The sequence below is a fragment of the Burkholderia sp. Bp8992 genome (assembly GCF_003853705.1).
GTDB lineage: Bacteria > Pseudomonadota > Gammaproteobacteria > Burkholderiales > Burkholderiaceae > Burkholderia.
Map to the genome: position 1 here is coordinate 21050 of NZ_QTQI01000013.1, position 24287 is coordinate 45336.

Annotated in this window: 24 protein-coding genes; 12 read left to right on the forward strand and 12 right to left on the reverse strand. The window is 66.2% G+C overall.

The genetic code is table 11. The features are described from left to right. Positions 1–168 precede the first annotated feature (168 nt). Entirely contained in the window at positions 169–1263 is a 1095-nt protein-coding gene (gene ychF / locus DIE03_RS19630; RefSeq protein WP_124453163.1) for a redox-regulated ATPase YchF, read from the forward strand. Positions 1264–1336: 73 nt separating this feature from the next. Here ychF and DIE03_RS19635 read toward each other — a convergent pair whose 3' ends face one another. The 6 genes from DIE03_RS19635 to DIE03_RS19660 all read right to left on the reverse strand — a co-directional run bounded on the left by DIE03_RS19635 (position 1337) and on the right by DIE03_RS19660 (position 7497). Further along, positions 1337–2548 (reverse strand): MBL fold metallo-hydrolase, encoded by a 1212-nt coding sequence (locus tag DIE03_RS19635; RefSeq protein ID WP_124453164.1) that lies wholly within the window; start codon positions 2546–2548, stop codon positions 1337–1339. Between the two features lie 267 nt (positions 2549–2815). Then, complete coding sequence (locus tag DIE03_RS19640; protein WP_124453166.1) at positions 2816–3229, reverse strand: lysozyme inhibitor LprI family protein; 414 nt, start codon at positions 3227–3229, stop codon at positions 2816–2818. Positions 3230–3237: 8 nt separating this feature from the next. Beyond that, positions 3238–3738, reverse strand: a complete 501-nt coding sequence (locus DIE03_RS19645) for a lysozyme (protein WP_124453169.1) — start codon at positions 3736–3738, stop codon at positions 3238–3240. Between the two features lie 273 nt (positions 3739–4011). Beyond that, complete coding sequence (gabP, locus tag DIE03_RS19650; RefSeq protein ID WP_124453171.1) at positions 4012–5403, reverse strand: GABA permease; 1392 nt, start codon at positions 5401–5403, stop codon at positions 4012–4014. A 403-nt stretch (positions 5404–5806) separates the two neighbouring features. Continuing rightward, the gene (locus tag DIE03_RS19655; protein WP_124453173.1) at positions 5807–6151 is read right to left on the reverse strand and encodes an MmcQ/YjbR family DNA-binding protein; all 345 of its coding nucleotides are present in this window, start codon (positions 6149–6151) and stop codon (positions 5807–5809) included. Positions 6152–6234: 83 nt separating this feature from the next. After that, entirely contained in the window at positions 6235–7497 is a 1263-nt protein-coding gene (locus DIE03_RS19660) for an MFS transporter (protein ID WP_124453175.1), read from the reverse strand. 193 nt (positions 7498–7690) lie between these two features. Here DIE03_RS19660 and gcvA point away from each other — a divergent pair, with 193 nt between their 5' ends. From gcvA to ettA, 3 genes are all read left to right on the forward strand, one after another. Beyond that, positions 7691–8629 carry a transcriptional regulator GcvA gene (gene gcvA / locus DIE03_RS19665; protein WP_124453177.1) on the forward strand — a complete coding sequence of 313 codons (939 nt, stop codon included), beginning with the start codon at positions 7691–7693 and terminating at the stop codon, positions 8627–8629. 51 nt (positions 8630–8680) lie between these two features. Then, on the forward strand, positions 8681–8989 hold the full coding sequence (locus tag DIE03_RS19670) for a DUF3761 domain-containing protein (RefSeq protein ID WP_124453179.1): 309 nt from the start codon (positions 8681–8683) through the stop codon (positions 8987–8989). Positions 8990–9175: 186 nt separating this feature from the next. Continuing rightward, the gene (gene ettA / locus DIE03_RS19675) at positions 9176–10843 is read left to right on the forward strand and encodes an energy-dependent translational throttle protein EttA (protein WP_124453182.1); all 1668 of its coding nucleotides are present in this window, start codon (positions 9176–9178) and stop codon (positions 10841–10843) included. A 131-nt stretch (positions 10844–10974) separates the two neighbouring features. Here the strand turns inward: ettA and DIE03_RS19680 are convergent, their stop codons facing one another. From DIE03_RS19680 to DIE03_RS19695, 4 genes are read right to left on the reverse strand one after another with little or no spacing between them, the layout of a single operon-like run. Next, positions 10975–11598, reverse strand: a complete 624-nt coding sequence (locus DIE03_RS19680; RefSeq protein ID WP_124453184.1) for an HAD family hydrolase — start codon at positions 11596–11598, stop codon at positions 10975–10977. Next, the gene (locus DIE03_RS19685) at positions 11595–12146 is read right to left on the reverse strand and encodes an isochorismatase family protein (RefSeq protein WP_124453186.1); all 552 of its coding nucleotides are present in this window, start codon (positions 12144–12146) and stop codon (positions 11595–11597) included. The genes DIE03_RS19680 and DIE03_RS19685 overlap by 4 nt, the downstream gene beginning before the upstream one ends. A gap of 54 nt (positions 12147–12200) precedes the next feature. Beyond that, positions 12201–14015, reverse strand: coding sequence for an aminopeptidase P family protein (locus tag DIE03_RS19690; RefSeq protein ID WP_124453188.1), 1815 nt, complete (start codon positions 14013–14015; stop codon positions 12201–12203). A gap of 18 nt (positions 14016–14033) precedes the next feature. After that, positions 14034–14288, reverse strand: coding sequence for a hypothetical protein (locus DIE03_RS19695; RefSeq protein WP_124453190.1), 255 nt, complete (start codon positions 14286–14288; stop codon positions 14034–14036). A gap of 171 nt (positions 14289–14459) precedes the next feature. Between DIE03_RS19695 and DIE03_RS19700 the strand changes: the two genes are divergently transcribed. The 7 genes from DIE03_RS19700 to DIE03_RS19730 all read left to right on the forward strand — a co-directional run bounded on the left by DIE03_RS19700 (position 14460) and on the right by DIE03_RS19730 (position 20577). Continuing rightward, a complete protein-coding gene (locus DIE03_RS19700) occupies positions 14460–15224 on the forward strand; it encodes a response regulator transcription factor (protein WP_124453192.1) in 765 nt (254 codons plus the stop codon). 26 nt (positions 15225–15250) lie between these two features. Then, on the forward strand, positions 15251–16549 hold the full coding sequence (hemA, locus tag DIE03_RS19705) for a glutamyl-tRNA reductase (RefSeq protein WP_011350794.1): 1299 nt from the start codon (positions 15251–15253) through the stop codon (positions 16547–16549). Positions 16550–16642: 93 nt separating this feature from the next. Then, on the forward strand, positions 16643–17725 hold the full coding sequence (gene prfA / locus DIE03_RS19710; protein WP_124453194.1) for a peptide chain release factor 1: 1083 nt from the start codon (positions 16643–16645) through the stop codon (positions 17723–17725). Between the two features lie 7 nt (positions 17726–17732). Beyond that, positions 17733–18575: a peptide chain release factor N(5)-glutamine methyltransferase gene (gene prmC / locus DIE03_RS19715; RefSeq protein WP_124453196.1), complete on the forward strand. Its 843-nt coding sequence runs from the start codon at positions 17733–17735 to the stop codon at positions 18573–18575. 67 nt (positions 18576–18642) lie between these two features. Continuing rightward, on the forward strand, positions 18643–18954 hold the full coding sequence (grxD, locus tag DIE03_RS19720; RefSeq protein ID WP_006477066.1) for a Grx4 family monothiol glutaredoxin: 312 nt from the start codon (positions 18643–18645) through the stop codon (positions 18952–18954). A 24-nt stretch (positions 18955–18978) separates the two neighbouring features. Next, entirely contained in the window at positions 18979–19575 is a 597-nt protein-coding gene (locus DIE03_RS19725) for a UbiX family flavin prenyltransferase (RefSeq protein ID WP_059236411.1), read from the forward strand. Positions 19576–19785: 210 nt separating this feature from the next. After that, on the forward strand, positions 19786–20577 hold the full coding sequence (locus DIE03_RS19730) for a class III extradiol ring-cleavage dioxygenase (RefSeq protein ID WP_124453198.1): 792 nt from the start codon (positions 19786–19788) through the stop codon (positions 20575–20577). Between the two features lie 109 nt (positions 20578–20686). On the opposite strand, the gene DIE03_RS19735 is transcribed toward DIE03_RS19730, so the two are convergent. Further along, positions 20687–22285, reverse strand: coding sequence for an APC family permease (locus DIE03_RS19735; RefSeq protein ID WP_124453200.1), 1599 nt, complete (start codon positions 22283–22285; stop codon positions 20687–20689). Positions 22286–22705: 420 nt separating this feature from the next. Here DIE03_RS19735 and DIE03_RS19745 point away from each other — a divergent pair, with 420 nt between their 5' ends. Next, positions 22706–22909: a cold-shock protein gene (locus DIE03_RS19745; protein WP_006477070.1), complete on the forward strand. Its 204-nt coding sequence runs from the start codon at positions 22706–22708 to the stop codon at positions 22907–22909. Positions 22910–23012: 103 nt separating this feature from the next. Here the strand turns inward: DIE03_RS19745 and DIE03_RS19750 are convergent, their stop codons facing one another. Further along, on the reverse strand, positions 23013–24263 hold the full coding sequence (locus DIE03_RS19750) for an Hsp70 family protein (RefSeq protein WP_124453204.1): 1251 nt from the start codon (positions 24261–24263) through the stop codon (positions 23013–23015). Positions 24264–24287: the final 24 nt, after the last annotated feature.

The window sequence follows — 24287 nt, forward strand, 5'->3', positions numbered from 1 at the left end:
GCGGCCCGCCGCATCGGCCGTTCGGCGCAACCCCGGAATCCGGGGCGTCGGCACGGTACAATAGCGTTTTTGCCCGTCGGCCCGCCGCGCCCCACGCGCCGGCCGCCCTTTTTTCCCGCGCCGCCGTGCCCTGTCCGGCCGCGCCGCCTTACCCGTCCGAAGGATTCCATGAGTCTCAAATGCGGCATCGTCGGCTTGCCCAACGTCGGCAAGTCCACCCTGTTCAATGCGCTGACCAAGGCCGGCATCGCCGCCGAGAACTACCCGTTCTGCACGATCGAGCCGAACGTCGGCATCGTCGAAGTGCCCGATACGCGCCTGAAGGCGCTCTCCGAGATCGTCAAGCCGGAGCGTGTCGTGCCGGCCGTCGTCGAATTCGTCGACATCGCGGGCCTCGTCGCGGGCGCGAGCAAGGGTGAAGGCCTCGGCAACCAGTTCCTCGCGAACATTCGCGAGACCGATGCGATCACGCACGTCGTGCGCTGCTTCGAGGACGAGAACGTCATTCACGTGGCCGGCAAGGTCAGCCCGATCGACGACATCGAAGTGATCAACACCGAACTCGCGCTGGCCGACCTGGGCACCGTCGAGAAGGCGCTCACGCGCTACTCGAAGGCCGCGAAGTCGGGCAACGACAAGGAAGCGGCGAAGCTCGTCGCGGTGCTCGAGAAAGTGCGCGCGCAGCTCGACCAGGGCAAGGCCGTGCGCGGCCTCGCGCTGTCGGACGACGAAGAGGCGCTGCTCAAGCCGTTCTGCCTGATCACCGCGAAGCCGGCGATGTATGTCGCCAACGTGAAGGACGACGGTTTCGAGAACAACCCGCACCTCGATGCAGTGCGCAAGTACGCGGAGAGCGAGAACGCGCCGGTGGTTGCCGTGTGCGCGGCGATCGAAGCCGAAATCGCCGATCTCGACGACGCGGACAAGGAAGCGTTCCTCGCCGACATGGGCATGGAAGAGCCGGGCCTCGACCGCGTGATCCGCGCGGGCTTCAAGCTGCTCGGGCTGCAAACCTATTTCACCGCGGGCGTGAAGGAAGTGCGCGCGTGGACGATCCATATCGGCGACACGGCGCCGCAAGCGGCCGGCGTGATCCACACCGACTTCGAGCGCGGCTTCATTCGCGCGCAGACGATCGCGTTCGACGACTTCGTCACGTACAAGGGTGAGCAAGGCGCGAAGGAAGCCGGCAAGATGCGCGCGGAAGGGAAGGAATATGTCGTGCACGACGGCGACGTGATGAACTTCCTGTTCAACGTCTGAGCGTTGCTGCCGCATCAAGCATAAAAAAGCCCGCTGAATGCGGGCTTTTTCTTTTCGATGACGGAAGACCGGCTCATTCCCGACCGACGATCTTCAGCGTCCCGGACATATGCAGGAACTGTCCGTCCTTCGTCGCGATGTTCGTATCCACCGTGCCGCGTTCGAAATCCTCGACGTGCACGACGTTCGAACCGGTGGACGGCTCATGCCAGTACACCATGTACACCTGCGGGCGGATTTCGCGCGCCGTGTACTGCACCGTATCCGTCACACCCTTGAATTGGCCGGCCGTGCCGACGAACGACATCGTCTTGCCGTCCTGGAAGTGCAGGTCGAACGCGGTAGCGCCGAACTGGGCACGCACCGTCTTGCCCGCCGCGGGGAACGGCGCCGGCGCGGGCCACTGCATCTCGCCCTTGGCAACCTTCGCGCTCAGCTCGAGCGACGACTTCTCGCCGAGATCCGGGTAGCGCGCCTCCATCGCCGCGATCAGCGTCGCCGAATCCTTCGCGCGCGCCGTTTCCTCGTCGAACGCCTTCACGTAATTGCGCGTGAACGCGACGCCGGTCGTGAACGGCTGGCTGCCGTCACGGTTCGGCAGGAAGTGGCCGGGCACGACGCGCGCCGGCTTCAACGCATCGATCCGGTCGAGCGTCGTCAGCCAGTTCGCGTGCGACAGCGGCGTCTGCGTGTCGGCCATCCAGACGTGAATGTTCGCGGCGACCGGGATGCCACCGACCACGGTCCGTGTGGAAGGAATCCACACGAACGTGCGATCGGGCGTCGGGCCGTCGAGCCCGACGATGCGCAGCGGCTCGCCGTCGACGCGCAGCGTATTACCGTCGAGCGGCTGCGGCACGATCACCGAGGTGGGCGCATTGTCCTTCAGGATCGGGCCCCAGTAGGCGAGCTTGCCGTCCTTGCTGGCCTCGATCGCGGCGACGGTCTGCGGCGTCGCGACGATCTTCGCATCCGGGAAAGCCGCGTGAATGGTTTCCAGCCCGAAGTAATAGTCGGGGTCGCTGTGGCTCACGTAGACGGCCTTGAGCGTCTTGCCGCTCGCCTTGATCCGGCTCACCAGCGCCTGCGCGTCGTTGCGCTGGAACTGGGCGTCGATCAGGATCGCCTCGGTCTTGCCCGAAACGATTTCAGACGAAACCGGGAAGATCGCATGCGCGCCCGGATTGTAGACATCGACGGTCAGCGGGGCGGCGATGCTCGCGGATGCGGCGCCGAGCAGCGCAGTCGCCACGAATGCGGAAGAAAACAGATGACGGATCGACATGGTCGGACTCTTGATTGGTGGTGAGCCCGTAGAATAAGTGAAACTATTTCAGTAACAAATAACCCGCTTGTCGGTGATTTATTTCCCAACAGGAACGAATCGATCGTCACACATCGCGACACGGCCGTTTGAGCGAACGCCGGCCGACCTGATCTCCTGATACAGGACGCGAGTACGCGAGGGCGTCACGCCTGCATGACATGGCGAACACGCATATCGGCAGTACGGGATCGCGAACGCAGCGGCCTTTTGTCATGTCGGACCGATTCACGAAGGTTTGCGGGAAGCGCGAGCGGACAACCTTTTCACCATTTCCTTCGTTGCCGCCGTTGCACAAATCGCCTGTGCCGCAGGTCGCATCGAACCATCTCCCCATGCATTACGCGCCGATTTTTCGCAGGATGTGTCGCGTGCTTTCTTCCACTTCGCCATCTGTGCGTCGAGCGCCGCCTTGCGCCGTGGCTGCTCGCTCACCTGTTTATCGACGATCCGCTGCAATTCCCGCTCGGCGACGATCTGATCGCGCCACGCGCAAAAATTCATGCTCGTCTGGCTCGAGTCGCAGTCCCTTAGCAGCGCACTGACCTCGCTTGCCGGCAAACCACTGCGCGCCGCTATCTCGTCCGCTGCCGTCGGGCCGGCAAATGCATGCGTCGACGCCAGCACGAGCAAACCGATCATGGCCGTTCTCACGGTGCCCTCTGTTGTGGCTGGAACGGCGCCGATTCAAGTCGGCGCCGGTTGACAAGCCCGTTTGAACGAACGGGCGCCAGACGACGCCCGTTATCGTCTCGTGGATGAATCCAGACGCGCTGATTCATGTGCGACACGACGCCCGCGTCGTCGCTCTGATTCGCTGAACGGAACACGGCCAGCGCACCTGTATTGCCGGTATTGTAGGCATAGCTGACGAGCTCATCGAATTGCAGCTGCGTCAATTGCCGAACCGATACATGTCGTCGCACGGCGGCTTCTGCCCGACGGACCCGGACCGCGAGTTGTGCATTTACTTGCGTCGTCGTAACCGGCGTGCGCAATTCTTCCGGGGTGCACGGGCCGGTGTGAGCCAGCGTTCCGATACCATAGGTACAGTTGTTCGCCTGATCGTTGTAGTAAGCCATGACCGCGCTCTCCCGCCTCCGCAGCTCCACCCACCCTGCGTCACTCAATCGCAAGCTCGCATTCGCCATCTATCACCCTCCCGGCACGACCGCGAATCGCGAGTCGACCTCATCGTTCACTTCGGTTGTCGAAGCGATCAATGTATGAAGTTGTCGTTGTCGATGAAATCAGACGAGTTCGATTTTTGTGAGTCCGGATCTCAATGCCGCACTGTGTTGCGACACCCTTCGTCACGGGTAAGCAGGTTCGTTTAATCCGGCAAAACAAATGGCCCGACCGGCAAACGCCGATCGGGCCATTTTCATGACCGGAGCTCCCCGCCCCGCCGTCACGTCACTTCATCACGTCGCCGACACCCGCCGCCCCGCGTTCGCCTGCGCATCGCGACCGCGCTTGTTCAGCCACGACGCGAGCAGCACGATCAACGCCAGCACGGCCGTCGCACCGACTTCCATCCGGTGATCCTCGCTGACGAACATCACGGTCAGCGTGCCGCAGATGAACAGGATCACCGCCCACGTGAGCCACGGGAACAGCCACATCCGCAGCGTCAGGTCGGCGCCGGTCGATTCGAGCGTCTTGCGCATCCGCAGTTGCGAGATCGCGATCACCAGATAGACGAGCAGCGCAATCGCGCCCGACGTCGCGAGCAGGAAGCCGAACACCTGTTCCGGCATCAGGTAGTTCGCGATCACGGTCACGAAACCGAATGCGGTCGACGCGAGCACGGCCGCGCGCGGCGTGCCGGTCGAATCGGTGCGATGCAGGAACGCCGGCGCGTCCTTGCGCTTCGACAGCGAGAACAGCATCCGCGACGCCGTGTACAGCGCCGAGTTCAGGCAGCTCGCGACCGACACGAGCACGATCACGTCGATGATCGCCTTCGCGTTCGGGATCCCGATGAGTTCCATCGCGCGCTGATACGAGCCGTGCTTCGGCAGCAGCGGGTCGTTCCACGGCACGATGGCCGCGACGATCAGGATCGAGCCGAGATAGAACAGCGTGATGCGCCAGATGACCGAGTTCGTCGCACGCACGATCTGGCGTTGCGGGTTGTCCGATTCGGCGGCCGCGATCGTCACGATCTCGGTGCCGAGGAACGAGAACATCGTCGTCAGCATTGCCGCCAGCACCGCGCTTGCGCCGTGCGGCATGAAGCCGCCGTGCACGAACAGGTTCGACACGCCCGACACGGCCGGCGCCGGAATGATGCCGACGATCGCCGCGCCGCCGATGCACAGGAACACGACGATCGCGACGACCTTGATCAGCGCGAACCAGAATTCGAATTCGCCGTAGTTCTTGACGGAAAAGAGGTTGGTGATGGTAAGCAGCAGCGTGATGCCGAGCGCGAAGATCCACGTCGCGATACCCGGGAACCACGCATTGAGAATGGTCGCGGCGGCCGTTGCCTCGATCGGGATCACGAGTACCCAGAACCACCAGTACAGCCAGCCGATCGTGAAGCCGGCCCAATGGCCGATTGCACGATCGGCGTAGGTCGAGAACGAACCACTGTCCGGATGCGCGACGGCCATTTCGCCGAGCATGCGCATCACCAGCACGACCAGCACGCCCGCGATCGCATACGCGAGTATTGATGCCGGCCCGGCTTCCGCGATCGCGTGGCCGGAGCCGACGAACAAGCCCGCGCCGATGACGCCGGCAATCGACATCATCGTCACGTGACGCTGCTTCAGGCCCGTGCCGAGGCCTGTGTTGCTTCCACTCATCTGTCTCTCTCCAAAAAACGGTTCCGATATGACCGGGTGTCGCATGAAGGCGGCGCGGGGAGTTGTCGTTGTTGAATCCGGCTGCGGCCGCGCGTGCGTCGCACGCGGGCATGAGGCCGGATGGGGCCGTACGGGTCGGTGCGCCCGCGCAGTCTGCGAAGCTGCGGGTGCGATGCGGCGCACAAGGCGCCGGCGCATCGCGTGCGCCCTTTCCGTCAGCTATCGTCTGCCGCCTTCGAAGCGAAGGAGTGTAAGCATCAAACGGTTCTTCACTAAGAACCAATTGAAGAATTTCGATGGAACCACTTGTTGCATCGATGCAAACCGATGCAACGCTTGCTGCGGCTCGGCGACGACTCGCGCGCCCATCACGGGCATGCCGGCCACGGCGTGAGCCGGGCACTCAGTTCGTGCCGTGCGCCGATTCGTCCCGCCACTTCGCCGGTACGATCGCGCCCCATTCTCGCAGAAGCAGGTTTTTCACGGCGTCGGGATGCGCGGCCGACAGACGCACCAGCACGATCGGCCAGCCGACATAGTGATCGGTCACGTAGTACACGTCGGGTTCCGATTCGATCAGCCAGGCGCGCTCGTCGGGGCCGACGCCCTTCACGACGAGCGTGTCGCCGTCCTCGCGCAGACGCGCGAGCATCTTGCCTTTCACCTTGAGCGCGGGCGTGCCGTACGACGTGCCTTCCTCGACGCCGCGCCACGCCAGTGCGATCTGCCGGACTTCGTCGAATGTCACGATGCCTCCCCGAGCGTTCGTCGATGATCGACGGTCCGCCCACCCTACCGGAAATCGCGCGGCGCGCCCAGCCGGGTGCGCTGTCAGCCGGCCGCGCGCGCGACCGCCGGCGCCCGTCCGGTCGTCGCGACGATCGCGAATGCGATCGCATTCGCCGCGGCGCTCGCGAGGATCGGCACGAGATAACCGCCGCCCGCGTCGTAGATGAAACCGGCGGCGGCCGGCCCGATCAGCGTGCCGAACGCGACACTCGTGTACAGGATGCCGATGATCGCGCTCACGTTGCGCCCGCCGAAGTAGTCCATCACGACGGCCGGCAGCACGGCGACCCAGCCGCCGTAGAACACGCCGAACACGAGCGCGAACGCGGCGAGCGTCGCGACGGTCCCGGCGCCCGCCCATGCGACGAGCGCAACGGCCATGCCGGCGAACATCGCGAGCAGCGACGCGCGGCGGCCGAAGCGGTCGGCCAGGCCGCCGAGAAAGAAGCGGCCGGCCGTGCTGCCGACGCCGATCGCGCCGAGCAGCAATACGGCCGTCGAGGGCGCGACGCGATGATCGAGCGCATACGGTACGAGGTGAACGAACGGGACGAACACGCCGAACGAGCAGACGAGGCAGGCCGCGTAAAGGCTCGCGAACGGCCGCGACGTGACGGCTTCACGCACCGTCGCGCCGGCCCGCACGTTCACGCCGGCCGACGCAGCAGCGGCGTTCCGGCCGCCGTCGCCGGCAGCATCGCCGTCCGGCAACACGCCTCGCCCGCGCGGATCGTTCTCGATCAGCAGCGACATGCCCGCTCCGAGCACGACCGCGATCGCGGCCAGCGTGAAATATGCGCCGCGCCAGCCGACATGGGCGATCAGCGCGGACGCGAGCGGCGGCATCACGAGCGTGCCGACGCCGATCCCCGCGACTGCGAGCCCCGACGCAAAGCCGCGCCGGCGCACGAACCAGCGCTGCACCGCGCCGACAGCCGGCACGTAGGCGCAGCCGACCCCGAGGCCGACACCGAGCCCGTACGCGACATAGACCTGCAGCAGCGACTGTGCGGCGCCGGCAGCCGCGAGCCCCGCACCCGTCAGCAGCATCCCGGCGACGGCGAGCCGCCGCGAGCCGAAGCGATCGGCCAGCGGCCCGCTGACGATGCCGAAACCGAAATACAGGAAGCCGGCCAGCGAGAACACGAGCGAAATTTGCCCTCGCGACGCGGCGAAATCCCGCTGCAGCGACTCGACGAACGCGCTGAACGTGTACGCGCTGCCGAACCCGACGAACGTGACGGCGAACGCGGCCGCGACCACGTACCAGCCGTAGAAGAGGCGCGATGCGCCCGGGCGGTTCATGACGATGCTCCTCTCAGGTTCCACCGTCCGCCGGATGGCGTCCGGATTGCCTCGTAGATATAGATGAACTATGTTGATCGCATCGGCCACTGTAAAACGGCCACGAAGCATGCGATCCGATGCGTCAACGGTACTCGCGCATACGCATCGCCTCAAACGATATTTCGTCGGCCATTCGCTTTAGAAAAACTGAATGAATCGTTCCCGCCTGCCGCCGCTCAACGCGCTGCGCGCCTTCGAAGCGGCCGCCCGCCACCTGTCGGTGAAGTCGGCGGCCGAGGAGTTGTCGGTCACGCCCGGCGCGGTGAGCCAGATGATCCGCACGCTCGAGACGCATCTCGGCGTGCAGCTGTTCGAGCGCGTGAACCGGGGCATCCTGCTGACGGCCCCCGGTCGCGACTACCTGCCGCCGGTGCGCAACGCGTTCCGGCAGATCGCCGATGCGTCGCAGCGCGTGTCGGGCGCCGCCGACAGCGGCGTGCTGACGGTGAGCGTCACGCCGTTCTTCGCGTCCGCGTGGCTCGTCCCGCGCCTCGCGCAGTTCCGGCACGCATGCCCGGACGTCGACCTGCAGGTCGTCACGAGCCATGCGCTCGCGGATTTCTCGCGCGACGGCGTCGATGTCGCGATCCGTCACGGCCTCGGACGCTACATCGGGCTGTGCAGCGAACGTCTGCTGACCGTGGAGATCGTCGCGCTCGCGGCGCCCGAGCTCGTCGCGCGGCTCGGCATGCCGGCGACGCCGGCCGATCTCGTCGGCTGGCCGCAACTGCACGACGCCGAGCGCAAGGGCTGGCACATCTGGTTCGGCGCGCAGCGGATCGACGATTTCGGCCCGCCGCGCGGCCCTGCGTTCGACGATTCGGGCCTGCTGCTGCAGGCGATCGTCGCCGGCCAGGGCGCAGGGCTGCTGCCGGCCGCGATGGTACGCGGCGAACTGGCGAGCGGGCGGCTCGTGCAACTCGCCGACGCCGCGTGGCTCGACGATTTCGCGTACTACCTCGTTTATCCGCCGCATCACGCCGAACGGCCGAAGGTGGCCGCGTTCCGCCGCTGGATTCTCGATGCCGCGCGGGCCGACGGCGCGGCGTCGATGTCCGGCGCCGATACCGATCCGGCCCCGATCCGCTAACATGCGGCGCGGGCCACTGGCCCGACACCGATAACAACGGACCGAGAGACCATGCCCGCCCTGCTCCGCCGCGCGACGCACATCGCAACCTTGTCCACCGCGCTCTTCTTCGCGTGCGCCGCACTGCCCCAGCCGGCGCATGCGTACCGCACATCGCCCGGCTACGGCGACGAAGCCGATCTCGACCGTCACGACACCTATCGCAACCGCGACGGCGAGACCGTGCACGCGCCCGCGCATTCGAAATCGGGCCGCGTGCCGGAAGGCGCGAGCGCACGCTGCCGCGACGGCACGTACAGCTTCAGCCGCCATCGGCGCGGCACGTGCTCGGGGCATGGCGGCGTCGCCGCCTGGCTGTAACGCGGCGCATCCGGATGGCTGCACTGCGCCAGCGGCAGCCGGCGGCGAAGTACAATACCCGCTCGCGCCGCCGACACGCGGCGACGCCGCCGCGCCCCGCGCGGCACGCTCCGTACCGAATCACCCGACGCCGCCACGCCTGCGCGCTGCGCGGCCGTCTCAACCACTTCTGACTTTCACACCGAAATGGCCCAATACGTTTTCACGATGAACCGGGTCGGCAAGATCGTGCCGCCCAAGCGCCAGATCCTGAAGGACATCTCGCTGTCGTTCTTTCCCGGCGCGAAGATCGGCGTGCTCGGCCTGAACGGCTCGGGCAAGTCGACGCTGATCCGCATCATGGCGGGCGTCGACAAGGACATCGAAGGCGAAGCCACGCCGATGCCGAACCTGAACATCGGCTACCTGCCGCAGGAACCGCAGCTCGATCCGACGAAGACCGTGCGCGAAGCCGTCGAGGAAGGCCTCGGCGACCTGTTCCAGGCCAACAAGAAGCTGGAAGAAATCTACGCGGCCTACGCGGAACCCGACGCCGATTTCGACGCACTCGCGGCCGAGCAGGCGAAGTACGAGGCGATCCTCGCGTCGAGCGACGGCGGCAGCCCCGAGCAGCAGCTCGAAGTGGCGGCCGACGCGCTGCGCCTGCCGGCGTGGGACGCGAAGATCGAGCACCTGTCGGGCGGTGAGAAGCGCCGCGTCGCACTGTGCAAGCTGCTGCTCGAAAAGCCGGACATGCTGCTGCTCGACGAACCGACCAACCACCTCGACGCCGAATCGGTCGACTGGCTCGAGCAGTTCCTGGTGCGCTTCCCGGGCACCGTGGTCGCCGTCACCCACGATCGCTACTTCCTCGACAACGCGGCCGAGTGGATTCTCGAACTCGACCGCGGCCACGGCATTCCGTGGAAGGGCAACTACAGCAGCTGGCTCGACCAGAAGGAAGAGCGCCTGAAGCAGGAAGAAGCGTCGGAATCGGCACGCCAGAAGGCGATCAAGAAGGAACTGGAGTGGGTGCGCCAGAACCCGAAGGGTCGCCAGGCGAAGTCGAAGGCGCGTATCGCGCGCTTCGAGGAACTGAGCAGCCAGGAATACCAGAAGCGCAACGAAACGCAGGAAATCTTCATTCCGGCCGGCGAACGCCTCGGCAACGAAGTGATCGAGTTCAAGAACGTCAGCAAGTCGTTCGGCGATCGCCTGCTGATCGACAACCTGAACTTCAAGATTCCGGCCGGCGCGATCGTCGGCATCATCGGCCCGAACGGCGCCGGCAAGTCGACGCTGTTCAAGATGCTGACCGGCAAGGAACAGCCGGATTCGGGCGAAGTCGTGATGGGCCCGACGGTGAAGCTCGCGTACGTCGACCAGAGCCGCGACGCCCTCGACGGCTCGAAGACGGTGTTCGAGGAAATCTCGGGCGGCGCCGACGTGCTGACGGTCGGCAAGTACGAAACGCCGTCGCGCGCGTACATCGGCCGCTTCAACTTCAAGGGCGGCGACCAGCAGAAGATCGTCGGCAACCTGTCCGGCGGCGAACGCGGCCGCCTGCACCTCGCGAAGACGCTGATCTCGGGCGGCAACGTGCTGCTGCTCGACGAACCGTCGAACGACCTCGACGTCGAAACGCTGCGTGCGCTGGAAGACGCGCTGCTCGAATTCGCGGGCTCGGTGATGGTGATCTCGCACGATCGCTGGTTCCTCGACCGGATCGCGACGCACATCCTCGCGTTCGAAGGCGATTCGCAGGTCACGTTCTTCGACGGCAACTACCAGGAGTACGAAGCCGACAAGCGTGCGCGCCTCGGCGAGGAAGCCGCGAAGCCGAAGCGTCTGCGCTACAAGCCGATCAGCCGCTGACCGGCGCGGCCCGGGCGCCGGCACCGCGGCAACGCGGGGCTGGATGCCGAAGGGCCTCGCTTCCGGAGCAGCACCAAGAAAAAGCGGGCCGATGGCCCGCTTTTTCATTTGCCCGAGCGCTCGCCCGCCGCTTACGCGAGCGCGCCCAGTTCGCGCAACCGCGCCTCGGTTGCCGCCGCGCTCGTATGATGAATGCCGTGCCAGCCGAGCGCCGTCGCGGCCTCCGCATTCTTCGCGTTGTCGTCGATGAACACGAGCTCGTGCGGCGCGATGCCCGGCAGGTGCGGCTCGATCCGCGCATGCATCTCGCGATAGATCGCCGGATCGGGCTTCACGAGCTTCACGCGGCCGGACACGACGATGTCCTTGAAGCGCCGCAGCACCGGGAAGTTGTCCCACGCATACGGAAACGTCTGCGCGGACCAGTTCGTCAGCCCGAACAGCGGCATCCCCTGCGCGTCCAGCCGGTCGACCAGCGCGGCGCCTTCTTCGAGCACACCGCCGATCATCTCGTGCCAGCGTGCATAGAAGGCACGGATCAGCGCCTCGTGCTCCGGAAACTTCGCGACGAGCTCGGCCGTGCCTTCGTCGATCGTCTGCCCGCCGTCCTGGCGGACCACCCAGTCCATCGCGCACACGTGCGTGAGAAACCAGCGACGCTCGGCTTCGTCGGGAATCAGTTCACGGTAAAGATACTCGGGGCTCCAGTCGATCAGCACGCCGCCGAAATCGAACACCACGGCCTTGATCGTCATGCGAACTCCGTCGCGAGTACGTCGGCAAGCGGGCGCGGCGTCACCGCGTTGCCCGACAGCGAGTTGTTGTTCCAGATGAAGTGGTGGTGCGCGACGATCTGCGCGGCCGACAGGTGCGTGCGCTCGTTCGTCGTGTGCAGGTCGGACACGACGGTCGTCCGGTAGCCGAGCAGCGCGGCACGGCGTGCAGCCGAATCGACGCAGAATTCGGTCGCGTAGCCGCAGATCAGCACCGAACGGATGCCGTGGCGATCGAGCTGCGCCGCTAGCGGCGTATCGTGGAACGAATCGCTCATCTGCTTGCGCACGCGCCAGTCGTCGTCGCCGACGACCAGCCCCGCATGCAACTCCCAGCCCGGCGTGCCGGGCACGACGTCGTCATCCGCATCGCCGTCGTGCTGCACGAAGCAGACGGGCGCGTTCGCCGCGCGCGCCGCCGCCGCCAACCGGTTGATGCCCGACACGACGTCGTCGAGCCGGTAAGCGGGCTGCGCCCGCTCCAGCAGCCCGCGCTGCATGTCGATCACGATCACTGCGGTGTCCGCCATTGCTAGCCCTCGGTTTTGCGTTCGGCCGTCGTCCGGCCGATGTCGCTTGTTGCGTCAGATCGGCTGCGTGCGTGCGTCGAGCCACGCCTTCGCATCGCCGCTCAGGTGCCGGCCGACGCGCTCGCGCACCGTCGCGTGATACGTGTTCAGCCACGCGCGCTCTTCGTCGTGCAGCATCTCGATCAGCACGCAGCGCGTGTCGATCGGGCACAGCGTCAGCGTCTCGAACGCGAGGAAATCGCCGAATTCCGTCTTCCCGGCCGCGCGGTTCACGACCAGGTTCTCGATCCGGATGCCCCACTGGCCGGGGCGGTACACGCCCGGCTCGATCGACGTGATCATCCCCTCTTCCATCGCCGTGTGCGGCTCGGCCGGCGCGTAGTGCGAGATGACCTGCGGGCCTTCGTGCACATTCAGGAAGTAGCCGACGCCGTGCCCCGTGCCGTGCCCGTAGTCGAGCCCGGCCGCCCACATCGGCGCGCGCGCGATCGCGTCGAGCATCGGCGAGCGGATGCCGCGCGGGAAGCGTGCGCGCGACAGCGCCATCATCGATTTCAGCACGATCGTGAAATCGCGCCGCTGCAGGTCGCTGACGGTGCCGACCGGCACGACGCGCGTGATGTCGGTCGTGCCCGTCATGTACTGGCCGCCCGAATCGATCAGCAGCAGGCCATCGCCGGCGATCGTCGCGTGCGATTCGGGCGTCGCATGGTAATGCGGCATCGCGCCGTTCGCGTTGAAGCCGGCAATCGTCGCGAAGCTGGCGGACACGTAGCCGGGGCGCCGTGCGCGCGCGGCCGTGAGCTTCTCCTCGATCGTCAGCTCGGTGATCGTCTCGCGGTTCACGGCCTGTTCGAACCAAGCGAAGAATTCCGCGAGCGCTGCTCCGTCGTGCTCCATCGTCACGCGCACGTGCTCGATCTCGGCGGACGTCTTGCGCGACTTCGCGAACGTCGACGGATTCACGGCCTCGACGAGCGTCACGCCGGCCGGCACGGCCTCGAGCGTGCCGAACGTCACGCGGCGCGGATCGACCAGCAGCGTCGCGCCGGCGGGCAGCGCGGCGAGCGACGCGCGCGCGTCGTCGTAGGCATGGACGTCGACGCCGTCCTGCGCGAGCGACGCGGCCAGTGCCGGCGACACCTTGCCGTCGGCGACGAACAGCGTCGCGCGATCGGCGCCGATCATTGCGTGCGCAACGAACACGGGATTGAAGTTGACGTCGGCGCCGCGCAGGTTGAACAGCCATGCGAGGTCGTCGAGCGTCGACACGAAATGCCACTGCGCGCCCTGCGCGTGCATCGCGCGGCGCACGTCGGCCAGCTTGCTCGCGCGCGTCGTGTCGGCCTGCGGCGCCACGTGCTCGAACACCGCGTCGCCGGGCAGCCCCGGCCGCTCGGGCCAGATCGCGTCGAGCAGGTCGAGATCGGTGCGCAGCGCGATGCCGCGCGTGCTCAGCGCGGCCGTCAGCCCGCGTGCGGCCGAGACGCCGAGCACCGCACCGTCGACGCCGACCGTCATGCCGGCCGGCACGTTCTGCGCCAGCCAGTCGACGTGCGGCGCGCTCTGCTGCCCGCCCGTCATCTTCATCAGCTGCACGCCCGTGCCGGCCAGCTCGGCGTCGGCCTGCACCCAGTAGCGGCTGTCGACCCACAACCCCGCAAAATCCGCGGTCACGACCAGCGTGCCGACCGAGCCCGTGAAGCCCGACAGCCAGCGGCGCGCCTGCCAGCGTTCGGGCAGGTATTCGGACAGGTGGGGGTCGGCGGACGGCACGAGATAGGCGGCCAGATCCTCGCGGGCCATGGCGCCGCGCAGCAGCGCGAGGCGGGCCGGCACCGGCGAGACTTCGGGAAGACGGGCATTCATGATTTCACCTGAGAGCATTCAGCGACGGGCCGACAGCGCGACCGTCACGGCTACGGCAAGGAACGCGACGCCGGTGCAGACCGGCCATTCGAGCGTCTCGCCATCGTAAAACAGTCCCGAGAGGTTGCCGGCCATGCGGGCGGCGACCGCGCCAGCGATGCCGGCGAGCACGGCGATCCACCATGCCGGCCGGCCCGTGCGCCGCATCGGATGCAGCCAGCGGCCGAACAGCCCGACGGCCGCTCCCAGGACAAGGATTCCAAACCAGTTCATTCAACGCCTTCTATAAATTCAGATTCGTCCCATAGGCGTGAACGTTACCAGCGGCTAGCATCGATTCATCCATCGAACCCGGGACCAGCCGGGTGCCGCGAACATTCGAGTGTAGGGGCCGACTCGACGTTATGGCAAGCGCGCACCGGCTGCCGTATTGAAGAAATTCTCATGCGAATCGCTCTGATCGATCCGGAGTCGCGTCATGTCGCACTCCTGAACCGCCTGCTCTTCGCGGGCGGCCACGTGTGCCACGCGTTTCCGTCCAGCGCCGCATTCTTCGCGTGGCTCGCCGCAGACAACACCTGCGACATGCTGATCACCGGCCACTGGGCCGGCGACCAGCCGGCCCAGGAGGTCATTCCGCGCGCGCAGGCAGTCCTGCCCGGTTTGCCGGCCATCGCCATGATGCAGTCGCCGCGCGAAAGCGAAATCGTCTCGTGCCTGCACGCGGGCGCCGACGATTGCCTCGCGCGGCCCGTGAGCGGCCCCGAGCTGCTTGCACGCGTCAACGCGCTGAGCCGGCGCGCCGGCGTACGCCGCCCGCCCACCCGCTCGCGCGAAATGTATGGCGAATATGCATTCGACGCCACGCATGATCTCGTGCGCTTCGGCGACGCAATCGTTTCCCTGACGCCCAAGGAGTTCCGTTTCGCCCAGCTGCTGTTCACGAACCTGTCGCGGCCCGTGTCGCGCGCCCATATCCTCGAAACGGTATGGGGGCGCCGCCGCGACATGAAGTCGCGCACGCTCGATACGCACGCGTCCCGGCTGCGCAGCAAATTGCGGCTGCTTCCGGAGCGCGGCTACCGGTTGCTGCCGCTCTACGGCTTCGGCTACCAGCTCGACCGCGTGCCGATCGAGCCCCCAAATTCACGGCCCCGCCATGCTGATGCCCGGTATGCGGCGAGTGAGGAAATCGCTGAAACGCTATAATATGGGGCTAAACGATAGCCCTTGATATGCAACTCCTCACGATCGGAATCAATCACCACACTGCGCCTGTCGCCCTGCGCGAACGCGTGGCGTTTCCGCTCGAGCAGATCAAGCCGGCTCTCGTCACGTTCAAGAATGTGTTTCTCGGCCCCCAGGCGCCCAATACGCCTGAAGCGGCGATCCTCTCCACCTGCAACCGCACCGAACTGTATTGCGCGACCGACGATCGCGCGGCACGCGAAGGCGCGGTCCGCTGGCTGTCGGAGTATCACCGGATTCCGGTCGACGAGCTTGCGCCGCACGTGTACGCGCTGCCGCAGTCCGAAGCGGTCCGGCACGCATTCCGCGTCGCATCCGGCCTCGATTCGATGGTGCTCGGCGAAACCCAGATCCTGGGCCAGATGAAGGACGCCGTGCGCACCGCGACGGAAGCCGGCGCGCTCGGCACCTATCTGAACCAGCTGTTCCAGCGCACGTTCGCGGTCGCGAAGGAAGTGCGCGGCACGACCGAAATCGGCACGCAGTCGGTGTCGATGGCAGCCGCCGCGGTACGCCTCGCGCAGCGGATCTTCGAAAAGGTGTCCGATCAGCGCGTGCTGTTCATCGGCGCCGGCGAAATGATCGAGCTGTGCGCGACGCACTTCGCCGCGCAAGGCCCGCGCGAACTCGTCGTCGCGAACCGCACGGCCGAACGCGGCCAGCGGCTCGCCGAACGCTTCAACGGCCGCGCGATGCCGCTGGCCGACCTGCCCACCCGCATGCACGAATTCGACATCATCGTGTCGTGCACGGCGTCGACGCTGCCGATCATCGGCCTCGGTGCAGTGGAGCGCGCGGTGAAGGCACGCCGCCACCGCCCGATCTTCATGGTCGACCTCGCGGTGCCGCGCGACATCGAGCCCGAAGTCGGCAAGCTGAAGGACGTGTTCCTCTACACCGTCGACGATCTCGGCGCGATCGTGCGTGAAGGCAACGCGTCGCGCCAGGCCGCGGTTGCGCAGGCCGAAGCGATCATCGAGACGCGCGTGCAGAATTTCATGCAATGGCTCGACACGCGCAGCGTCGTGCCGGTGATTCGTCACATGCATACGCAGGCCGACGCGCTGCGCCGCGCCGAAGTCGACAAGGCGCAGAAGCTGCTCGCACGCGGCGACGATCCGGCCGCCGTACTCGAAGCGTTGTCGCAGGCGCTGACCAACAAGCTGATCCACGGCCCGACGAGCGCGCTCAACCGCGTGAACGGCGCCGATCGCGATTCGCTGATCGACCTGATGCGCGGCTTCTACCAGCACGCGCCGCGCTCGAACGACCAGTCCGGCCACTAGCGCCGGCCGCTCGCCCTGCCGCCGGCCGGTCGTTGTCCTGCCACCGGCCTATCCTTTCCGAATACCCCTTGCCCGGGAGCGCCGCTCCACACCATGAAGACGAGCATGCAACGCAAGCTCGACCAGCTGTCCACACGGCTGGCCGAACTGAACGATCTGCTGAGCCGCGAAAACGTCACGGCCGACCTCGACCAGTACCGCAAACTGACGCGTGAACATGCGGAACTCGGCCCGGTCGTCGAGCAATACGCGCTGTGGCGCCAGTCGCGCAGCGACGAGACGGCCGCGCAGGAGCTGCTTGCCGATCCGTCAATGCGAGACTTCGCGGAAGACGAAATCCGCAGCGCACGCGACGGCATGGCGCGCCTCGAGACCGAGCTGCAGAAGATGCTGCTGCCGAAGGATCCGAACGACGACCGCAACATCTTCCTCGAAATCCGTGCGGGCACGGGCGGCGACGAATCGGCGCTGTTTGCGGGCGACCTGCTGCGCATGTACCTGCGCTTCGCGGAACGCCAGCGCTGGCAGGTCGAAATGATGTCGGAGAGCGCGTCGGATCTGGGCGGCTACAAGGAAGTGATCGTGCGGATCGCGGGCCAGGGCGCATATTCGCGCCTGAAATTCGAATCGGGCGGCCATCGCGTCCAGCGCGTGCCGGCGACCGAGACGCAGGGGCGCATCCATACGTCCGCGTGCACGGTCGCGGTGATGCCGGAAGCCGACGAGATCGGCGAGGTCGAGATCAATCCGGCCGACCTGCGGATCGACACGTTCCGCGCGTCCGGCGCGGGCGGCCAGCACATCAACAAGACCGATTCGGCCGTGCGCGTCACGCACATCCCGACCGGGATCGTCGTCGAATGCCAGGACGACCGTTCGCAGCACAAGAACAAGGATCGCGCGCTGAAGGTGCTCGCCGCGCGCATCAAGGACAAGCAGTATCACGAGCAGCATGCGAAGGAAGCCGCGACGCGCAAGAGCCTGATCGGCTCCGGCGACCGTTCCGAGCGGATCCGCACCTACAACTTCCCGCAAGGCCGGATGACCGACCACCGGATCAACCTGACGCTGTACCGGCTCGAGGCGATCATGGACGGCGATCTCGACGAACTGATCGGCGCGCTCGTCAGCGAGCATCAGGCCGAGCTGCTGGCGTCGCTCGGCGACGCCGACTGAGGCCGCGATGCCCGACACCACTGCCGACGAATTGCTGCGCGCGTCGCCGCTCGACGCGGTCGATGCGCGCGTACTGCTCGCGCACGCGCTCGGCTGGACCCGCACGCAACTGATCACGCGCGGCGATGCGCCGCTCGACGCGGCCGCGGTCGAACGCTACCGCGCGCTCGAAGCGCGCCGCGTCGCCGGCGAGCCCGTCGCGCAACTGGTCGGGATGCGCGAGTTCTTCGGCCGCCCGTTCGACGTGACGCCCGACGTGCTGATCCCGCGCCCCGAAACCGAACTGCTCGTCGAAGCCGCGCTCGATGCGATCGACGGGCTGCCGCACGCTGCCGTGCTCGATCTCGGTACCGGCAGCGGCGCGATCGCCGTGTCGATCGCGGCGGAACGCCCCGATGCGCGCGTGTGGGCGCTCGACCGCTCGCCGGCTGCGCTCGCCGTCGCGCAACGCAACGCGGACAAGCTGCTCGACGCACGCCGTCCCGGCGGCCCGCTGCAGTGGCTGCAGAGCGACTGGTACGCGGCGCTCGATCCGGCGCTCGTGTTCGACACGATCGTCAGCAACCCGCCGTACATCGCGCAGCACGATCCGCACCTCGCGCAGGGCGACCTGCGTTTCGAGCCGCGCGGCGCACTCACTGACGATGCCGACGGCCTCAGCGCGATCCGCACGATCGTCGCGGGCGCCGGCATCCATCTGAAACCGGGCGGCACGCTCTGGATCGAGCACGGCTACGACCAGGCCGAAGCCGTCCGCACGATCCTCGCCTCGCACGGCTTCGTCGCGGTCGAATCGCTCGCCGATCTCGCCGCGATCGAACGCACGACAGGCGGCCGGCTGCCGGGCTGATGCCCGGCCCGCCCGGTTGAAATCCGCTATCATTTCGATCTAACGCCCCGCAAACGCAAGGTCAGTCATGGACACCCAACAACGTATCAAGCAAATCGTCGACGAAAACCAGGTCGTGCTCTTCATGAAGGGCAACGCGCAATTCCCGATGTGCGGCTTCTCGGGCCGCGCCGTGCAGGTGCTGAAAGCCTGCGGCGTCGACCAGTTCAAGACGGTCAACGTGCTTGAAGACGACGAAATCCGCCAGGGCATCAAGGCATTCTCGAACTGGCCGACCATCCCGCAGCTCTATGTGAAGGGCGAATTCATCGGCGGCTCGGACATCATGATGGAGATGTACCAGTCGGGCGAACTGCAGCAACTGTTCGCCGCCGCTTAACACGCGGAACCCGCCCCCCTTTCGATGGCATCTCCCAGCGCGCCGCCACGCCGGCTGATCGTCGCGATCACCGGCGCCACCGGCGCGATCTACGGCGTCCGGCTGCTCGACCTGCTGCGCGCCGCGGGCGGCGTCGAAACGCACCTGCTGATCTCGAACGCCGGCTGGCTCAACATCCAGCACGAGCTGAAGCTGCCGAAGGCCGATGTCGAAAGCCGTGCGGACGTCGTGCACTCGGTGCGCGACGTCGGCGCGACGATCGCGTCGGGTTCGTTCGCGACCGACGGGATGGTGATCGCGCCATGCTCGATGAAGACGCTCGCGAGCGTCGCGCACGGGCTGTCCGACAACCTGATCACGCGCGCGGCCGACGTCACGCTGAAAGAACGCCGCCGTCTCGTGCTGATGGTGCGCGAAACGCCGTTCAACCTCGCGCATCTGCGCAACATGACCGCCGTCACCGAGATGGGCGGCATCGTCTTTCCGCCGCTGCCCGCGTTCTACGCGATGCCGAAGACGATCGAGGAACTCGTCGACCAGACCGTCACGCGCGTGCTCGACCTGTTCGCGCTCAGCGCGCCGCAGACGACACCGTGGGCCGGCATCCGGCACGCGCAGTAAGCGCTACTTCGCCCCCTTCTTCGCGCATCTTCGCCGATTTTCACGGCAGCTCATTCGATTGCACGCAAACTGACGACTACCCGCATCGTCATGCATCGCGTTGCGCCGATTATCAACAAACAAGCGTCAATCAAATTCAGAAACGCCGATTTATCAATTTCGGGTGCGCGCCTATAGTCACAGGCAAACCCTTTTTCGCAGGCCACCACCATGAACCGCTTGCCTTCGCTGTACCTGTCCCACGGCGCGCCGACGCTGCCGATCGACCCGACGCTGCCGTCCGGCGCGTTCACGCACCTCGGTGCCGAATTGCCGCGCCCGCGCGCTGTGCTGATGCTGTCCGCGCACTGGGGCACGCAACGGCCGGTCGCGAGCGTCGCCGCGCATCCGGAAACGATCCACGATTTCTACGGTTTCCCGCAGGCGCTGTACGACATCCGCTATCCGGCGCCGGGCGCGCCCGATGTCGCCGCGCGCGCGGCCACGTTGCTGAATGCGGCCGGCATCGCGACCGCGACGACCGAGCACGGGCTCGACCACGGCGCGTGGGTGCCGATGCTGCTGATGTTCCCGGAGGCCGACGTGCCCGTGGCCCAATTGTCGATCCAGCCCCGCGCGGATGCGGCGCATCACTTCGCGCTCGGCCGCGCGCTGCGGCCGCTGCGCGACGAAGGCGTGATGGTGATCGGTTCGGGCCAGATCACGCACAACCTGCGCGCAGCCGATTTCGGCGCCGCGCCCGAGGACGCGGACCCGCGCGTCGCGGAATTCACCGACTGGTTCGAGGCAAAGCTTGCCGCGCGCGATGTCGACGCGCTGCTCGACTACCGCCGGCAGGCGCCGCACGCGGCGCTGATGCATCCGACCGACGAGCACCTGCTGCCGGTCTTCACGGCGCTCGGTGCGGCGGACGACGACTACCAGCTCGGCATCCAGTCGCTCGGCACCTACCAGCGCGTGCTCGCGATGACGAACTACGTGTTCGCGAGCGCCAACGCCTGAGCCGCGACGCAACCGCCGGCCACAAACAAAAAAGCCCGCCCGAGCATCGCTCGGACGGGCTTTTTTTCGCCGCATCCTGCCGCCGCCGAATCCGGCGACAGGTCAGGCGTCAGACACCGACCCCTTCGAGGATCTCGTCGTGCGACTCGCGCTCGTCGAGATACTGGGTCCGGTAGCCCGTATTCACACCCCAGAAGTAGAACACCAGCGAGATCGCCGCGACGATCAGCATGTCCCAGCCGTACGGCAGGTAGCCGTGACCGCCGAATTCCTTGCTGCCGATCAGCGACAGCACGGCCATCGTCGGCAGGTACGCGACCAGCCACCATGCGGCCTTCAGGTCGGCACCCCAGCCGGTCCAGCCCGATTTCGCCTGGAAGTAGAAGTACACCGGCAGCGCGACGATCATCAGCAGGATGATTTCGCCCGTCAGCGGCCACTTCGCCCAGTACAGGATCAGCGATGCGCACACGAATGCGAACGGGGCGATCAGCTTCATCAGCGGAATCGACAACGGACGCTCGATGTCGGTCGCCGAGCGGCGCAGCGCCATCAGGCTGATCGGGCCGGTCAGGTACGAGATCACCGTCGCGACCGAGATCACCGCCGCGAGCGAGCTCCAGCCGCGGAAGAAGAACAGGAAGATGAACGACACGAGCAGGTTGAACCACATCGCCTGGCGCGGCACGCCGTAGATCGGGTGCACGTTGCCGAACATCTTCGGCATCGTGTTGTTGCGCTCCATCGCGTAGATCATGCGGGTCGTCGTCGCCATGTAGGTCGTCCCGGTGCCGCTCGGGCTGATGAACGCGTCGACGTACAGCAGGATCGCCAGCCAGTTCAGGTTCAGCGCGATCGCGAGTTCCGCGAACGGCGACGAGAAGTTGAAGTGCGCCCAGCCCTTCGCGACGTCGGCCGGGTTCACCGAACCGATGTAGGCCATCTGCAGCAGCACGTAGATCACGAGTGCGAGCAGGATCGACGTGATCACCGCGAACGGCACGCTGCGCGACGGGTTGCGCGCTTCACCGGCCAGGTTCACCGGGCTCTGGAAGCCGTTGAACGCGAACACGATGCCGCTCGTCGCGACTGCGGTCAGCACGGCCGACCAGCCATACGGCGCGAAGCTCGCATTGGAGGCGGTGCCGAGGTTTTCCGCATGGAAGCTCGTCAGCATCAGGCCGAGGATCGTGAGGCCGGGGATCAGGAACTTGAAGATCGTGATCGCCGTGTTCGCCCGCGCGAAGGCCTTGACGCCCCAGTAGTTCAGCATGAAGTAGATGACGACCAGCACGGCCGACAGCAGCAGGCCGAGTGTCTGCAACTCGCCGTTCACGAACAATGCATGCGCCCACGGATACGGCCACGTGCTCATGTACTGGATCGACGCTTCGGCCTCGATCGGAATCACGGATACGATCGCGATCCAGTTGGCCCATGCGCTGATGAAGCCCACCAGCGAACCGTGCGAGTAGCGTGCGTAACGCACCATGCCGCCCGACTCGGGGAACATCGCACCCAGCTCCGCGTACGTCAGGGCAATCGCGAGAATCACGACAGCACCGATGATCCATGCGCAGATCGCCGCCGGACCGGCGATCTTCGCGGCCTTCCAGGCACCGAACAGCCAGCCCGAGCCGATAATCGAACCCAGTCCCGTCAGCATCAATGCAAACGGGCCGATGTTCCGTTGAATAGAACTCTTCACATCCTCTCCTATGTCTCAAAAAGCATGGTCGGCCTGCGGTCCGGGATCGGCTCGGACAGCACCGCGCACGCATTCTTGGGGGGACGGGTCATCCGATCGGGGCAACCCGTCCGCGCGGCGCGTAGTTTAACGGTTGCACCTCCGGCGTGGCGCCAAAATCGATCGACCCCTACAAAAAATTCGCATCGCTTGCAAGCTTTGTAAACCTGATCTCCGCAATAACCCTGAGAGCATGGGAATACGGTTGACCATCAGACCGATTAGCCGTATAAAGGACTTCGCAGGATTTCAAGTGGCGAGTGAATTGGTTCTTTCGTAGTTCGCCCATCAACGGTACTCCGGTTGGTCCTATTACCCCTTCCTTGATTTTCCGCACCCCATGGGCTTCGGCCCCGTTTTATCTTTTTAGGAACAAGTAACATGGCAACCGGTACCGTCAAGTGGTTCAATGACGCAAAGGGCTTCGGCTTCATCACCCCGGAAGGCGGCGGCGACGATCTGTTCGCGCACTTCTCGGAAATCCGCGTCGAAGGCTTCAAGACGCTGCAAGAAAACCAGAAGGTTGAATTCGAAGTGAAGACGGGCCCGAAGGGTCTGCAAGCTGCGAACATCCGTCCGGTCTAAGCTTGGCGCGATAATTCGTGTAAAAAAGCCCCGCTTCGGCGGGGCTTTTTGTTTTTGGGCGCCGGAGCGGCATTGGCGGCTATGCCAAACCGCCAATTGCCATTCAGCCGAACAATCGTTGCGCGTGAATGCCGAGGCCCGTCGCGACACTTGCGAGACGGTCGCCGAATACCGGCTGCGCGTCCGGGAATGCGCCCGCGAGCGCGCCCGACAGGAACGCGAGCCCGGTCGAGCCGCCGGTGAAATACAGCGCGCCGACGTCGCGCGGCGCCACGCCCGCGAGCCGCACCGTCTCGCGCGCGGCGTCGACGATCCGCGAGGTGTCGTCGCGGCTCGCATCGACGAGGCGATCGGCATCGAATGCGATCAGCAGGTCTTCTTCCACGTCGTTCAGGTTGATCATCGTCTCCCCGCCCGCCGCAACACCGATCTTCGCTTCTTCCGCGCGCGCCATCAGCGCATGCCCGAGCCGCTGCTCGACCACGCTCGTGAGCCGGTCGTACTGCCGCACGTCCTGGTACAGGTGCTTCATCAGCTTCAGCTCGCCGATCCGCTTCGGCGTGTAGACCGTATTGATCAGGTGCCAGGTCGCGAGATCGAAGTAGATCTTGTTCGGCAGCTCGCGCCCTTCCGGGTCGAGCGAACGGTAGCCGAATGCGGGCAGGATCGCTGCCAGCTCGACACGCCGGTCGTAGTCGGTGCCTGCGACGTGCACGCCGTGGTGCGCCAGCACGTCGTCCTTGCGCTCGAGCCGCGCCATCCGCTCGGGCCCGACGCGCACCAGCGAAAAGTCGGACGTGCCGCCGCCGATGTCGGCGACGAGCACGAGGCGCTCGGCCTGCTGGCGCGATTCGTAGTCGAACGCGGCGGCGATCGGTTCGTACTGGAAGTGAACGTCCGCGAAGCCGACCGATCGTGCGGCCGCCTCGAGCTGATCCTGCGCGAGGCGGTCGGCGCGCGGATCGTCGTCGACGAAGAACACCGGCCGGCCGAGCACCGCGCGGCCGATCGGCGCGCCCGCGCGCGCTTCGGCCTTGCGCTTCAGGTGCGTCAGGAAGCGCGCGATGATTTCGGTGTACGCGATCGCACTGCCGTCGCCGAGATCGGTCGTCGTTTCCGCGAGCGGCGAGCCGAGGATGCTCTTCATCGAGCGCATCAGCCGGCCGTCGAAACCGTCGATATAGGAAGCCAGCGCCGCACGGCCGTATTCGACCATCTCTTCGTCGTTGTTGAAGAAGATCGCGGTGGGCAGCGTCAGGTGGTCGCCCTCGACGGGCGCGAGGCGCATGCCGTCGCCGTCGGGCAGCGCCACGGCGGAATTGGACGTGCCGAAATCGATCGCGCAGTAAGTCATGGGAAGTTGCCGCAGCAGGGCCGG

Excerpts from the sequence above, each read along its gene's own strand:
- ychF (WP_124453163.1), top strand. The coding sequence starts at position 169 with ATGAGTCTCAAATGCGGCATCGTCGGCTTGCCCAACGTCGGCAAGTCC.
- DIE03_RS19635 (WP_124453164.1), bottom strand. The coding sequence starts at position 2,548 with ATGTCGATCCGTCATCTGTTTTCTTCCGCATTCGTGGCGACTGCGCTG.
- DIE03_RS19640 (WP_124453166.1), bottom strand. The coding sequence starts at position 3,229 with ATGATCGGTTTGCTCGTGCTGGCGTCGACGCATGCATTTGCCGGCCCG.
- DIE03_RS19645 (WP_124453169.1), bottom strand. The coding sequence starts at position 3,738 with ATGGCGAATGCGAGCTTGCGATTGAGTGACGCAGGGTGGGTGGAGCTG.
- gabP (WP_124453171.1), bottom strand. The coding sequence starts at position 5,403 with ATGAGTGGAAGCAACACAGGCCTCGGCACGGGCCTGAAGCAGCGTCAC.
- DIE03_RS19660 (WP_124453175.1), bottom strand. The coding sequence starts at position 7,497 with ATGAACCGCCCGGGCGCATCGCGCCTCTTCTACGGCTGGTACGTGGTC.
- gcvA (WP_124453177.1), top strand. The coding sequence starts at position 7,691 with ATGAATCGTTCCCGCCTGCCGCCGCTCAACGCGCTGCGCGCCTTCGAA.
- DIE03_RS19670 (WP_124453179.1), top strand. The coding sequence starts at position 8,681 with ATGCCCGCCCTGCTCCGCCGCGCGACGCACATCGCAACCTTGTCCACC.
- ettA (WP_124453182.1), top strand. The coding sequence starts at position 9,176 with ATGGCCCAATACGTTTTCACGATGAACCGGGTCGGCAAGATCGTGCCG.
- DIE03_RS19680 (WP_124453184.1), bottom strand. The coding sequence starts at position 11,598 with ATGACGATCAAGGCCGTGGTGTTCGATTTCGGCGGCGTGCTGATCGAC.
- DIE03_RS19685 (WP_124453186.1), bottom strand. The coding sequence starts at position 12,146 with ATGGCGGACACCGCAGTGATCGTGATCGACATGCAGCGCGGGCTGCTG.
- DIE03_RS19690 (WP_124453188.1), bottom strand. The coding sequence starts at position 14,015 with ATGAATGCCCGTCTTCCCGAAGTCTCGCCGGTGCCGGCCCGCCTCGCG.
- DIE03_RS19695 (WP_124453190.1), bottom strand. The coding sequence starts at position 14,288 with ATGAACTGGTTTGGAATCCTTGTCCTGGGAGCGGCCGTCGGGCTGTTC.
- DIE03_RS19700 (WP_124453192.1), top strand. The coding sequence starts at position 14,460 with ATGCGAATCGCTCTGATCGATCCGGAGTCGCGTCATGTCGCACTCCTG.
- hemA (WP_011350794.1), top strand. The coding sequence starts at position 15,251 with ATGCAACTCCTCACGATCGGAATCAATCACCACACTGCGCCTGTCGCC.
- prfA (WP_124453194.1), top strand. The coding sequence starts at position 16,643 with ATGAAGACGAGCATGCAACGCAAGCTCGACCAGCTGTCCACACGGCTG.
- prmC (WP_124453196.1), top strand. The coding sequence starts at position 17,733 with ATGCCCGACACCACTGCCGACGAATTGCTGCGCGCGTCGCCGCTCGAC.
- grxD (WP_006477066.1), top strand. The coding sequence starts at position 18,643 with ATGGACACCCAACAACGTATCAAGCAAATCGTCGACGAAAACCAGGTC.
- DIE03_RS19725 (WP_059236411.1), top strand. The coding sequence starts at position 18,979 with ATGGCATCTCCCAGCGCGCCGCCACGCCGGCTGATCGTCGCGATCACC.
- DIE03_RS19730 (WP_124453198.1), top strand. The coding sequence starts at position 19,786 with ATGAACCGCTTGCCTTCGCTGTACCTGTCCCACGGCGCGCCGACGCTG.
- DIE03_RS19745 (WP_006477070.1), top strand. The coding sequence starts at position 22,706 with ATGGCAACCGGTACCGTCAAGTGGTTCAATGACGCAAAGGGCTTCGGC.
- DIE03_RS19750 (WP_124453204.1), bottom strand. The coding sequence starts at position 24,263 with ATGACTTACTGCGCGATCGATTTCGGCACGTCCAATTCCGCCGTGGCG.